Below are 13,001 nucleotides of genomic sequence, written 5' to 3'. Positions count from 1 at the left end.
GTTATTGACTCCTTAGTGTCCAAATATGCGCATCGACCAGTTCTTAATAACACCGGGCTGAGCGTTGTTTGCCATCGGAACGTCATAGATGGTGGAAGAATTGAAATATGCAATGTAAGAATAGACTTCATCGCCGTTCGTATCTATTGCTCGCAACGTCCATTCGCCTTTTGCATCTTCGCCATAAAATTGGTTAGACAACATTAATTGATCTTTGTAGCCTGTAATCGTTGGATCAAGAGATTGACCAACAAGACCATTGCGCGGTGTTTGCAAAACGGAACGAGTCCCTGATGGCGAAATGAGCTCGATAGCTAAGTCGGGCAGACGAGCGTGGTCCAATGTCAATGTCACTTGAACGGACTCTACTGTCAGCTCATCGGCAATGGCGATACTTGAAGAACCACCAACTAGACTTGCATCGGGTACACTTACTTCTGTAGCGTTATGAACCCATGGCGTAATGCTTTGAGCTGGTAAAACACGATTCGTCATACGAGCACGTTGCATCGCTTCATCTAAATCTACAGCGCCGAAGCCATAAAAAGTATGGAAATCTACGCCTGCTGCGTTTTTCTGCCAAGGGGCAATGGCCTCGTAGCTAACCTGTTCACCATTATGGTTAGTAAATTCAAGCTGTACGCCTGGATGCGCTTTATCCGTTACTTTTGCTGTCTCCGCTAGTAAAGCACGTACATCACGAGCAGAAAGTGCGTGGTTGGTTGACATGATTGCCGCGATGGCACCCGATGTGTTCGGCGCAGCCGATGAGGTTCCGTTCATCGTACTGGTATAGTTACAGTTCGGATCGCGCTCCGTTCCGCCGTGTAACCCATTAATGCCAAGGCCTTCACTGGTATTTTGCCCTTCTTCACAACCCATTAAATCAGTGGTGACCATAGCAGGGAAATCTTGCCCATATTCACCTGCTGGTGCTGTAACCCACACGTTCGAACCCACCGATGAGTAACTCGCTCTCGTACCATCCGCTCGCAGTGCACTAGTGACTAAATTGAAGTAATTGGCGTTATCATAAGACTGAGCAGAGTTGTGCATCGGTAAGCCTTGATTGTCTCCACCAGCAAAGAAGTTACTTGGCAATACGAAGAATCGCCCTGCATTGAAATAGCGGTAACCATTACCTGCTGACTTTACAAATACAGCACCTCGACCCCAGGCGTTACTCTCGCTGACGTTTTTCATCACGTCCATTTCAAGTTTTAGCTGAGGGTCGCTTTCATCAAAAGTAATCGGGTTTATAGGGCTGAAACCGTAACTTTGGTTAAATACGCGAACATCGCGTGTTGCTGGGTCCATGCCATGGGAGATTAACCAGCCTTCTAATGTCTGGTTGGCTAACCAGTTAAAACCGATGAGGGAAGAGTGATAAGCGACACCGCGTCCGCCTTCACCGTTGTTGCCGACGGCGCTAATCAAACCGGCTACAGCAGTGCCATGACCATTAGTATCAACCGGATAACTTGGTGGGAATGAAGAGTCTTCGACGAAGTTTCTGCTACCTGTAACTATATTACCTGCAAGGTCGGGGTGATCGATCTGCACTCCAGAATCAATAACGGCAACTTTCACACCAACACCTGCAATCCCCATTGCCTGAGTGAGCTTAGTGTTTAAGTCGTTCCCAGCAACAGCAGGATTAGCCGCAAACGCAGTTTGCCCCGTGTTGTCTAAGTGCCATTGTTCAGAATAGAGTGGATCAAACGCCGAGACGGCAGGTGCAATGCCTACTGCCAACATAGCAGCAAATAGGCGATTAATGCGTATTTCCATTTTTGACCTCATGTCTTTGTTTGGAATTTTTTAGTTCCTGTTTCATATTCCGCTAACAGGAACAAACAAAGCTAACGACAAAGAATAAGGACGAAAACCATTTACAACTTGTTTACATTAAAAGTTCGATGGACAACATAAGTCTTTGTTAATTTGCTGAAACTATGAGGTTTTTATATGTCGTATCGAACATGCATGAAAAGTGAAAAGCAGAAAATACGAGTGTACCGTCTGCTTCAAGAGAGGAGTTATTTAGTTGAAGCGGGTTGAATAGTTGCCATTGGTTTCTTAGGTTCGGCTTTTTCCTTAGGCAGCACGTTATCAATCCACTTTTTAATGTACAACTTATCGAATTCTTTATCACACCACTTTTTGTTTAATCCACGTCGATTGAACTCAGCACCAATCGCCACTTTGGTTTGGTTAGTTGCACGGTTGTAGTAGAGAGTTTCACATAGTTGAGTGTTACTCATTTGCTGGGCATATACGTTGACACTGCTGCTGCGCATTCCCAGTTGAGATGCTTGCTGATTACTGCACGCCATAAGAAATAGAGGCGCAAAAGTAATAATGATTAGATTTTTTTTCATGTGTGCTTTTTTATGATGTAGGGTGAATGATGAACTGGTTTCTGCCAGCTTGCTTCGCATCATACAAAGCTTGGTCTGCCAAGAAAAACCACTGATCCCATTCTTGTTTAATTGTTTGTGCCGACAGCTTGTCCACTGCTCCAAGGGAAATTGTCGCGCTTAATGGTTTAGAGTCAACCACCAATGGTGTGTTTTCAACAGTATATCTCAATCGCTCCAAAAACTTAGCGCAATCTTCAACTCGCTGTACTTCGAATAATAGGACAAACTCTTCTCCACCCCAACGAATGAGTAGGTCACCAGAGCGAGTGGATTCATTAAATAGCGTGGCAATATGAGTCAGCATTTTATCGCCAATATCGTGTCCATATTGATCATTAAAGGTTTTAAAATGATCGACATCTAAAACGGCTAAGGCAAATGTTCTATCTGGGCTTCTACGAGCCATTTTGTCCAACCAAATGTGAAGATAGCGACGGTTATGCAGTTGAGTTAATGGATCGGTAGTATTTTCTTGAGTGAGTGCTTTATTAATACGTCTAACGCGCAGTACGTAACGAAAACCAACGACTCCAATTGCCGCAATAGCGATAAAGTAGAACATTTCTCGATAGCGCTGTGAACGCAGTTCAGAGGCTTGTAGCGCATTTTTTGTTTCTAGCAATTTGAGTTCTTTCTGGGCTAACTTAGCTTCGAGGTCAAACTTAATGTTAATCATCTCTTCACCATGAATATGATGAGAAAACTCAGCCTCTAGCTCTCTTAATTGGGTTAAATAATGAAAAGCCGCTTCATAGTCATTAAGAATTTGATGAGCGTTTACCAGTACCGAAAGCATATCAATACGCTGACGCAGCTCTAATTCACTGGTTGATTTAGTTTGTTCTAGAATGTTAAGTGCTGTTGTAATAGCTTTATCGTATTGTTTGTTTGCGAGGTAAGCCTCTGCAAATGCCTCGTAACAAGACGTTTTTAGCATTTCTAGATTTTTTGGAATGGGCAGGTCTACGCAACGTTGTGCGACCATTAATGCATCATCAATTTTTCCTACCGAGCTCAACATTTGTGAAAAGCTGGATAAAGAGTGGTGCTTGACTGTGTCCGACCCCGTTTGCATTGAAAGTCGAATGGCTTCATTGAAATAATATTCCGCTTTTTTGTTATCTCCGAGGCTCGAGTGAACGATGCTAAGGTTTGCGTAGATAACACCCATAAAAAAGCTATTATCGTATTGATATTCGCTCTCTAGGTAAGTGTCGAGGGCTTGCGTTAGGTAACTGTTGGCCCGAGCCCAATCTGATGCGTCGATGTAGACCGTCCCAATGTTGTTCAGTGTCATCGCGACTTGTATTTCAAACACTGTTTTTTCTAATAACTCATAGGCATTGCGATAATATTTTAGGCCACTGCGTAGTTGATTTCGAGATACTTCTAGATTGCCTAACCAGCGGTAAGCACGGCCTTCTAATGCTAGATAACCAAGATCACGGGCTGTAGAAACAACGTCATGGAGTAACAATTCTGCGTTCCAGTTATCGTCTTGCTCAATCATTGTTACAGCCTTATTGAGCTGTGCTTCAGCGACGACCCATTCCAAATGGTGCTTTTTACCGAATTCGATTAAATCGGGCATATCTTTCGGTAATGGAACGCCTTCGTAACGCTTAAGGTACTTTCGTGCAAAGTAATACAGAGCAAGAGACTCCGCTGATGCATTCTGTGGCGCATTTAACTCATCTTTTTGAATTGATCGCGGCTTACCCATCGAGCGAAAGTAGAGTTTTAACATGGGCTTGCTTTCTGCTGAAATGTGTTCTTCCAGATAAGCTTGCTTTTCGGTACTCGCCAGTACGTTGGTGGGATGCAAGAAAAGTCCAAGTGCAGTACAAAGTGCGCAAGCCAGTGTTTTAATTGAGAAGTGCATGAGCGTATTAATAAAATGTGATCTCTTAACCGAATACCAGTTAAGTCTACCATTTCTTGTTGGTTAAGTGCGGATGGATTCCCAGTGGCAAAGTGTTTTGGGAGTGAGATACGAGAAGTATCTCTATAATATTATGATTTATAAAAACAAAATCTATTGAAAACTTATGTAATGATTGGAAGATGGCATAGGTAGGGTAACGATGGAAGGTAAGTGAGCATATTCGGTGGACTCAATCTAGTGGTTTAAGCCGCGGATTCATCGCTCGAAATCAGGGTGAAGTGTAAAAAATTACGTTTCTGTCATAAATATTTAATGTTTGTATGGGTTGTTAAAAAACTGGATATTAGACATAGTGTTACTAAGCCAATAAAAAATGGCTTTTATAATAAATAGGAGATTAACTATGCATAATGAAATGATTCAACCTTCGCACTTCGGCATTATCGGCCGTACCTGCATTGCTTCAGTACTTATGATTGCGGGTGTTTTCGCTCTTATTTAAGAGTCAAGGGTAACGATGATTACCTTTTAAAGAGTAAGAAAATTCAGGGAATCACCTTAACCTTGTGTAAGGTATTCCCCTGAAAATCCAAGCTAGTCTTTAGTTATTAGCTGAAGAAGCTAAAAATCAATGCACTTACCGCCACAATGCCTGCTGCTAGAACAAAGTAAGTAGAGACATTTCCTCGATATTGTTTCATCGCCTCGATTTTATACACCGCTAACATTGGCATAATAAATAAGATCATTGCAATAACAGGCCCTGACAATGCTTCCATCATACCAAGAATACTTGGGTTCATGATCGCCGCCGCCCAGATTGAGAAGAACAGTGCTGCCACGCTGATACGATCAACACGCTTCTCAGATAGGTTAAAATGCTTGGTAATTAAACCATTTAAGCTTTCACGCGCACCTAAAAAATGCCCAAGGAAAGATGAAGTGATAGCAACAAACGCTACTAAAGGACCAAGTGTTGCAATAAATGGATTATCGGTTGCGTTCGCTAGGTAAGACAATACGGATACGTTTTGTTCTTTTGCTTGAGCCAATTGTTCAGGTGACAGTGTTAGCACACAGGAAAATACAAAAATAAGAACAAAGGCAATCAGCATGATGCTAGTGCGGCGAAGAATAACTTCGGATTTGGCATCTGCCTGCTTACCGTAATGGCGACGTTGTACATTTGCAAAGCTTGAAATTGCAGCTGCGTGACTAAACGAGAAAATCACTACAGGAACTGCTAACCACATAGTGCTAGCAAAAGCTGACGCTTCTGGCACATCCATGACAGGCATGGTCCAGTTCGGTATTAAGTAAAATGATAGAAAGGCAAGAATGGCAACAAGTGGGAACACCATAATGGCAAAGGCCCGTAGCATTACTTTTTCACCCGCCATCATAATAGCAATTAGTGCAAACACTAGTACGCCAGAAAGCAAAGGTCTAGGTAAAGAAGCCATATCAGCCTGATTTACCATGAAGCTATCTACTGTGTTTGTTATTCCAACCCCATATATCAACAGGATCGGGAAGATCGAAAGAAAATACAGCAGTGAAATAGAACGGCCTGCTTTTGCGCCGAAGTGCTCTTCCACTACATCAGTGAAGTCTGCGTTTTTGATCTTAGAAGATAGTACAAAACGAGCTAAGCCACGGTGCGCAAGATAGGTCATTGGAAAAGCAAGTACTGCCATCGCGACTAAAGGCCAAAAACCTCCAATCCCAAGGTTAATTGGCAGAAACAGGATGCCTGCGCCAACGGCTGTTCCAAATAGGCTAAGAACCCAATGTGTATCATGTTTTGACCAAGCTGTGGTTGTGTTTATTTCACTAGGATTTAAGGCATTTCGAGATTCTTTCACTTTAAAACTCGCTTTTATAAAAATAATAATGCTGAAAATGGTAAAGGTTTTAGTGTTTATTATCACATGCGAAGATTGGTGAATAATGCTGTGGACTTGGGGTGGTTGTAAATTATCCAACTATGAATTTTTCAATAAACCAGAATAAAGTTCTTAATTTTAATGCATTTAATGGTTGTATGTATTGAAATTTTCATCTTGTGTGGTTTTTGATTTTGCGGTTAAAACTTAATCACGGATGTATGTTCTAAGTGAGTTAGGCCTAATTTTCAGGAAGAATATTACATTTCTTAAGCACTTAATTGAGATGTTTGTGTCCCGTCATTTAGATGAGATTTAGGTATACTGCTGCCATTCATGTTAAAGAAGGAGTCATTGAATGGACATCTTGTCTGCGCAAAAAGAGGACTTATTTGCCATATATAAGCTCGAAAATACTTTATTTGGAGAACACGCCTATCCTCAATTTTTCTTTCGGCAAGCTTTTGATTGTTGGGGAGAGAGTTTACTGGTAGCAAAAGAGGGAGAGCAGGTCGCAGGGTATATATTGCTAACGACTAGCACAAATGCACATCAATATTGGATCATGTCATTGGCCGTCGATATTCAACATAGAGGTAAAGGTATTGCGCGTTCCCTCCTAGAAAACGTTATTGCGTCGTTGACGTTAGGCTCAAGCGTGAAATTGACTGTCGATCCTAAGAACCAACCTGCATTGTCTTTATACCTCTCCCTTGGCTTTAAAACGTTAGAAGAAGAAGCGCATTATTTTGGTGACGAAGAATCCAGGTTAGTTATGGAATTAGTAAAGTAATACTGCACGATAATGACCGAAATTTGCACACAATCAGTGCGTAGCATTACGTTGCTATAATTGGTTTTAAGCTAACCATTTGTATGGTAAGGGTTTTTAATCTTGGCACCTCACTTGCTTTACATCAACGTTCATCGATAACTCGATGCGCCGCTCTTAATAGCAGGCGAGAGCGGTATAGGGTATTACTTTTTGAAAATGTACTAACAGCGTTAAAGGCATTGCTGCCTCTCTCGATTCGGGAGAGGCTTTTTTTTGCTAGTAAGTTGGGCTGAATCGCACTGGAGGTGTTATGTCGCAAGGATGCAAAAAAACCACTTGTCCCTATTGTGGTGTTGGATGTGGTGTCGAGGTCAATGCGAAAGGAATCGTTGGGGATGCGTGTCATCCTGCAAATGCGGGCTCACTGTGCGTAAAGGGCGTCGCGTTGGCAGAGAGCTTGAATATGCCTTCGCGCTTGTTGTATCCAAAGCTTGTCACCAAGCAACGACCTCAAGGGCAAGAGGTGCAATGGCAACAAGCCACGGATCTGATTGCTGAAAAGATTCATCAAGCGAAAGCGGAGTTTGGACCGGATTCCGTCGCGATGTACGTGTCAGGGCAGTTGTTGACGGAAGACTATTACGTCGCCAACAAACTCATGAAAGGCTATGTTGGCAGCGCGAACATCGATACGAACTCCCGTTTGTGCATGTCTTCGGCGGTTGCGGCTCATGTACGAGCATTTGGCGAAGATGTCGTTCCCGTAAATTACGACGATATTGATAAGACTGAGCTATTGATAATTTGCGGTGCGAATACCGCTTGGACACACCCTGTTTTATTTCGACGTATTCAACAAGCGAGAGAGAACAATCCTAATCTCAAACTGGTGGTTATTGACCCTCGTGAAACGGTCACCGCGCAGCAAGCGGATTTGCATCTACCGATTAAAAACGATGGGGATGTGTCACTTTTTAATGGGCTGCTCAAGTTTCTTATCGAGCAGCAATGTATTGATTCTGAATATATAAATTCCTATACCGACGGGTTTGATGCACTTACAGAAGAGGTTTCTGACTTGCGTTACGATGTCACTAATTTGACGTCTTCCATTGGCATTTCAAAAGAAAAACTCACGACATTCTTCCAATGGTTTGCGCAAAGCCCAACCGCAATCACGCTGTTTTGCCAAGGGGTTAACCAAGCCGAAAATGGTGTTGATAAAGGCAATGCCATTATTAATGCACATTTGGCGACGGGTAAAATTGCTAAGTCAGGTAGCGGGCCATTTTCTATTACAGGTCAGCCGAATGCGATGGGTGGACGAGAAGTGGGTGGTTTGGCAAATCAATTAGCGGCTCATCGTGCTTTTGACGCAGAGTCTATCAAGCAAGTGCAGGCGTTCTGGGATTCACCAGAGATTGCCACTCAGCCCGGTTTAAAAGCCGTTGAACTGTTTGAGGCGGTAGAACGTGGTGAGATTAAAGTTCTGTGGATCATGGCAACCAATCCCGTTGTCTCTTTGCCAGATAACCAATTGATAAAACGTGCACTAGAGATCTGTCCGTTTGTGATTGTTTCCGATATCACAGCGGATTCGGATGTAGCGCATTACGCGGATCTGTTGCTGCCCGCCGCTGGTTGGGGTGAGAAGCAAGGCATGGTCACCAACTCTGAGCGTCGACTTTCAAGGCAGCGCCAGTTTCAAATGCCTCCGGGTGAAGCAAAATCAGATTGGTGGGCGATAAGCCAAGTCGGACAAGCTCTGTGTGCATTGGAAAAGACACAAAATGGCTTTGCGTTTACTTCTGAGCGGGCGGTATTCAGGGAATATGCGGCGATGACAGGTATGAATGCAGATTCGCCATTGAAGCTAGATCTTTCTCAATACGCCAACTTAACCGAGCAAGAATACGAAGAGTGGGTGCCGACACAATGGGGAGGAGAGCGTCCTTTTGCTGATGGCATCTATTCGCACCCAGATGGTAAAGCGCGTTTTGTCGTAACCAGTGAATCTCCAACGCGTTTAGAAAGAACAAAAGGCTGGTGGCTCAATACGGGCAGGCAACGTGACCAATGGCATACTATGACGCGCACAGGGCATATCGCACACCTTGCCGCCTCAGAGTTAGAACCAACCGTGTATATGAACACACTCTCTGCTACTCAAAATCGCTTAAAAGCAGGACAACTCACCAAGCTGTTTCAGCCTGCTTCAAACACCGGTATTTATGCCAAAGTTGCCATTGATGAAGGTTTGGGTTTTCAGGAGTTGTTTATGTCAATGCACTGGGCGGGTCGATATGGCGGTGAAAGCAGTGTTAATGTGATAGTAAACAGCGCAAAAGACCCTATTTCTGGGCAACCTGCATTTAAGTCGTCTTATGTTGAAGTGCAAGACGCCGCGGTCAAAACCTACGGTATGTTCATCGGTACACAGTTTGATTCCGGTAAATTTCTCTACAGCGCATTTCAAGCAGAAAGCAATTTGGGTATTTGGCGCTTTGCACACGATAAGCGACCAAAGAAGCAGAGTTTTTGTCGAACGGAAAAGAGCCGCAGAATTACGATAGATATTGCCCAAGGTTGGCTCGCGGTGGATTACGACCTTGTTGGAGACGTTCGTATCATTCGCTCTGTTTTGGTGGTGTCTAGTGAACCGATTCAAACTGACTACACCAACTTTACCGGCTTGATTGGCAAACCGATGGCGCTATCGCAACTGCTTACCATCACTCAATCGCAAAGCAGCGTCAAACTGGTTTGTAGTTGTTTCCGTGTCACCGATAAACAAATACATGACGCGATGGAGAAACAAGACTGCACGTCACTGACTCAACTTCAAAACAAACTCAAATGCGGCACTAACTGTGGCTCGTGCGTCTCTCAAATCAAACAAATGGTCGACAGCCATCAGCATCAAAAGGGCAAACAGCAAGCGAGCCAGCAAAGTCTGGCGATTCAAATAAAGTAAGTCATAAAGAGGATAAGCACATGGAAGCGCCTTATCAAAAGTCTTGGTTTAAGAAAGGACAAGCGAGTCAGAAACAAGAACGCTCGTCTCGCTTTTCTAAGCATGATCAAGCAAGCAAACTGAACCAACTTTTAGAAGACCATTCAGTAGACCTGGACGCGAACCACAAAGGTTTTGTCTCGATTGTCGGAGCAGGGCCGCACGATCCTGACTTGTTAACGGTAAAGGCTGTGAAAGCGATTATGTCGGCAGAGGTACTGTTGTACGACCGTTTGGTTAACAAAGATATTTTGGAGTTGGCTTCGCCACAAGCCGATTGGATTTACGTGGGCAAAAGATGCGGACAACCTAGTATTGGTCAGGAAGAAATTTGTGACTTGATGGTATCGCTCGCTCAACAAGGAAAGCGAGTTGTACGCTTAAAAGGGGGAGATCCTTTTGTATTTGGCCGTGGAGGTGAAGAGGCGTTAGCACTCGTCAAACACTCAATCGCGTACGAAGTCATTCCCGGCATTACCGCTGCGATTGGATGTTCAGCAAACAGCTTGATTCCGCTGACTCATCGTGGCGTTGCTCGTAGCGTTACCTTTGTGACGGGGCAAGTGGTAACAGGCGCATTTGAAGCGTGGAGCCAACTGATGCAAAGCGGACAAACGTTAGTCTTCTATATGGGGTTAGAAAAATCATCGCAAATACAAACGGGTTTAATCAACTCCGGTTTGAGAGAAGATTTCCCTGTCGCGATCATCACTCATGGTTGCAGCCCTCAACAACAAGTGCACGTTACACAACTCAATCAGCTCAATGATTTATCGATTACACTTAAAGGCGTGAGCCCAGCATTGATTGTGATGGGAGAAGTTGTCAAACTGCGCGAACAACTAATAGAAACCGTACAGTCAGTGACGGAATACGAGGGAATATGAGCAGCATTTTGGAATGTATTAGAACAGTCGGTCGTGGCGAACGTGGTAGAAAACCACTGAACTTTGACCAAGCGTTTCGAGTTATGGATGAATACCTAAACGGTGAGTGCGACGACGATCAGATGGCGATGTTATTGATGCTGATCCGTGTACAGAACGAAACTCAACAAGAAATCGCTGGCTTTGTGAAAGCATTCCAATCCCGCATGCCTGCTATTGGTGCAGACATTGACTGGCCATGTTATGCGGGCAAACGTGAAGCGGCAGGTCAGCCTTGGCACCTGTTGGCAGCGAAGATCCTCGCCGATAATGGTCATAAAGTGCTGATGCACGGCTATCACGACCGTCAATCTGGACGTTTACACGCAGAAGATTACCTCGACAAATTTGCTATTACGAAAGCGGAATCAGCAGAAGACGCAAAGCGTGTGTTAGAAACACACAACATTGTCTATCTGCCGCTGAGTTCGTTTGCACCCCAAGCAGAAACCATGATCGGCTGGAAGAATCGTTATGGGCTTAGAACGCCGATTAATACCGTGGTTCGAGCATTGAATCCGGGGCAGGCGACGGTTGGTATTCGTGGTAGCTTTCATCCCGGGTTCCAACAACTTCATGCTGAAGTCGAATTCGAGATTGGCAAAACCGCTCATGCCGTTGTGTCATTCAAAGGACAATCGGGTGAGTCCGAATACAACCCGAAAGTAAGCCAAACAGTATGGTTAAGCCAAACAAGCGGCGTGACATCGCATTACTGGATGGAACAAATGCTGTCTGAGGTGCCAATGCCTGCAAACTGCCCGTTTGGGACGTCAGAAGATGACATGAACCAAATGGCAAATACGGTTCTTGCCACCATGACAGTGGTGCTATTTGCACAAATGCATGACAGGGAAAAAGCATTCGAACGAGCTTTCTCTTACTGGCAAGCCTATTGCGGCCAGCAATAAGATACTATTGTCAATTAATGTAAAACCAACGACGCAAAGTTGTTGAATCTGAATCCATTATCTATTGTTTGAAGAAGGTAAAAGATCCTAGCTCGCCAATGATGTGTTTCACTACCTTGCTCCGTATCAGAGTGGTGAAACCGCAGTTTTAGCCTCAATCGCGTTCGTTTTTAGCTTCGCGTTTGAGAATGAGAAAATCCCATATGGTAAGACACAGAGGACATGGATAATGGTTCTAAAGCATACCACTCCTAGTGAAAAGGCTTCTCATCCGATCCCGCAAGAAGCCTTCGATTGGTACGACGAATACGCCCACGGAAAAATCTCGCGCCGTGAGTTTCTTAATAGGCTGGGTGGCCTTGCTGTGCTTGGCTTTAGCATGACAGCACTGGTCGATGCACTCACCCCGAATTACGCACTCGCAGAACAAGTTTCATTTAACGATCCTGACATCAAAGCAACTTACGAAACCTTTCCATCTCCAAATGGGCATGGAGAAGGGCGTGGTTATTTGGTGATGCCACAGAAGAAGACCTTAAAATCGCCGACCGTGTTGGTGATCCATGAAAACCGAGGTCTGAACCCTTATATCAAAGATGTCGCAAGACGACTTGCAAAAGATGGCTTTATTGCTTTCGCTCCAGACGCGCTTTATCCACTCGGCGGCTATCCGGGGAACGACGATGAGGGGCGCGACATGCAGAAAGAGATGGACAGAGCCAAGATCGAACAAGACTTTATTGCAGCCGCTAACTTCCTCAAACAATACGAGGGTGGCAACGGTAAATTGGGCGCGGTTGGATTCTGCTTCGGTGGATACATTGTCAATATGCTTGCAGCGGTAATGCCTGAAGAGCTCGATGCAGGTGTGCCTTTTTATGGAACACCAGCTGCGCAAGAGCTCCAAAAGCAAGTCAAAGGGCCGTTGATGATTCACTTTGCAGGGCTCGATAAGCGTGTTAACGACACATGGCCTGCTTATGAGCAGCAATTGATCGCAACCGACGCACAGTATCAAGCGTTAATGTATGAGAACGTCAACCACGGCTTCCATAACGACTCAACAGCACGCTACGCACCGGAAGAAGCAGCACTCGCTTGGGAGCGCACACTCGGCTTCTTCAAAGAACATCTCGCCTCTAGTTAAAGCGCGTTTACTTTAGTTGGCACATTCCTTGTTAT

General features: G+C 44.4%; 9 protein-coding genes. 5 read left to right on the top strand and 4 right to left on the bottom strand.

From position 1 onward, the window contains the following. Positions 1 to 12: 12 nt before the first annotated feature. From R7093_RS01315 to R7093_RS01300, 4 genes are all read right to left on the bottom strand, one after another. Positions 13 to 1,791: a S8 family peptidase gene (locus R7093_RS01315; RefSeq protein ID WP_047100955.1), complete on the bottom strand. Its 1,779-nt coding sequence runs from the start codon at positions 1,789 to 1,791 to the stop codon at positions 13 to 15. A gap of 248 nt (positions 1,792 to 2,039) precedes the next feature. Then, a complete protein-coding gene (locus R7093_RS01310; RefSeq protein ID WP_033906993.1) occupies positions 2,040 to 2,381 on the bottom strand; it encodes a hypothetical protein in 342 nt (113 codons plus the stop codon). Between the two features lie 10 nt (positions 2,382 to 2,391). Further along, on the bottom strand, positions 2,392 to 4,305 hold the full coding sequence (locus tag R7093_RS01305; RefSeq protein ID WP_080960064.1) for a tetratricopeptide repeat-containing diguanylate cyclase: 1,914 nt from the start codon (positions 4,303 to 4,305) through the stop codon (positions 2,392 to 2,394). A 611-nt stretch (positions 4,306 to 4,916) separates the two neighbouring features. Continuing rightward, a complete protein-coding gene (locus tag R7093_RS01300) occupies positions 4,917 to 6,173 on the bottom strand; it encodes an aromatic amino acid transport family protein (RefSeq protein WP_005375868.1) in 1,257 nt (418 codons plus the stop codon). A gap of 379 nt (positions 6,174 to 6,552) precedes the next feature. On the opposite strand from R7093_RS01300, the gene R7093_RS01295 reads away from it, so the two are divergent. The 5 genes from R7093_RS01295 to R7093_RS01275 all read left to right on the top strand — a co-directional run bounded on the left by R7093_RS01295 (position 6,553) and on the right by R7093_RS01275 (position 12,966). Next, on the top strand, positions 6,553 to 6,987 hold the full coding sequence (locus tag R7093_RS01295; protein ID WP_017634213.1) for a GNAT family N-acetyltransferase: 435 nt from the start codon (positions 6,553 to 6,555) through the stop codon (positions 6,985 to 6,987). A 292-nt stretch (positions 6,988 to 7,279) separates the two neighbouring features. Further along, complete coding sequence (locus tag R7093_RS01290; RefSeq protein WP_047100960.1) at positions 7,280 to 9,943, top strand: nitrate reductase; 2,664 nt, start codon at positions 7,280 to 7,282, stop codon at positions 9,941 to 9,943. A 20-nt stretch (positions 9,944 to 9,963) separates the two neighbouring features. Beyond that, positions 9,964 to 10,869, top strand: coding sequence for a uroporphyrinogen-III C-methyltransferase (cobA, locus tag R7093_RS01285; RefSeq protein ID WP_047100962.1), 906 nt, complete (start codon positions 9,964 to 9,966; stop codon positions 10,867 to 10,869). Beyond that, a complete protein-coding gene (locus tag R7093_RS01280; protein ID WP_047100964.1) occupies positions 10,866 to 11,819 on the top strand; it encodes a glycosyl transferase family protein in 954 nt (317 codons plus the stop codon). The genes cobA and R7093_RS01280 overlap by 4 nt, the downstream gene beginning before the upstream one ends. Positions 11,820 to 12,048: 229 nt before the next feature. Further along, positions 12,049 to 12,966, top strand: coding sequence for a dienelactone hydrolase family protein (locus R7093_RS01275; protein ID WP_047100966.1), 918 nt, complete (start codon positions 12,049 to 12,051; stop codon positions 12,964 to 12,966). The last annotated feature ends 35 nt before the right edge of the window (positions 12,967 to 13,001 follow it).

The sequence above is a fragment of the Vibrio sp. 1580 genome (assembly GCF_033340055.1).
The sequence above is the reverse complement of the archived record's forward strand: the minus strand, read 5'-3'. Positions and strand labels throughout refer to the sequence as shown.